We start from the raw sequence: 568 nt of genomic DNA, 5'->3' as shown, positions 1-568 counted from the left end.
TTGTTGTAGCGATCGAACTGAAACACGTCGTTGAGCAGGAAGCCGACGTCTTCGAGCGGGGCTTTGTAGCTGGGCATGGAATTCTCTCGGTTTGAATTCGATTGATCGGATGATACGGCGCCGCCGTGTCAGATTTACGCAATTGTTATCGGAGATGAAGCAAGCAGCTGGCGGCTCATTGCCGCGCCAATTCCTCGCCCATCAACCGGTGCAAAAGGTTGATGGCCTTGAGCGGCCTGACCATCACCTTGAAGTGGGTAATGCGCCCATCATCGGCGAAGGTGATCATGTCGACGCCATTGATTTTGATGCCTTCGATCTCGTTCTCGAATTCGAGCACCGCGCCGTTGTCGCTGCGCCATTCGCCTTTGTAAGCGAAGCCGGGGCCACCCAGCACTTTCTCTGCAGTCGTCAGATACTTGAACACGATCTCACGGCCCCGCTGCGGCGCATGCACGACCGGGCTTTCGAACACGGCATCCGGATGCAGCAGGTCCCACAGCATCGCCCGGTCATGAGACCGCATGAAGCTGTACCATCTATCGAGGCCGGTCATACTCATTTGCGA

1 protein-coding gene is annotated in these 568 nt (G+C 56.3%); it reads right to left on the bottom strand.

Features of this window, described 5'->3' with window-relative positions; translation table 11 throughout:
- Positions 1-175: 175 nt before the first annotated feature.
- Positions 176-568, bottom strand: a 393-nt coding sequence (locus AC1DU6_RS35190) for a nuclear transport factor 2 family protein (RefSeq protein ID WP_477863199.1), incomplete at its 5' end; no start/stop codon positions are given.

It is taken from the genome of Roseateles sp. P5_B10 (assembly GCF_056400485.1).
Note: the sequence above shows the minus strand (reverse complement) of the source record. Positions and strands in the feature narration are given on the sequence as shown.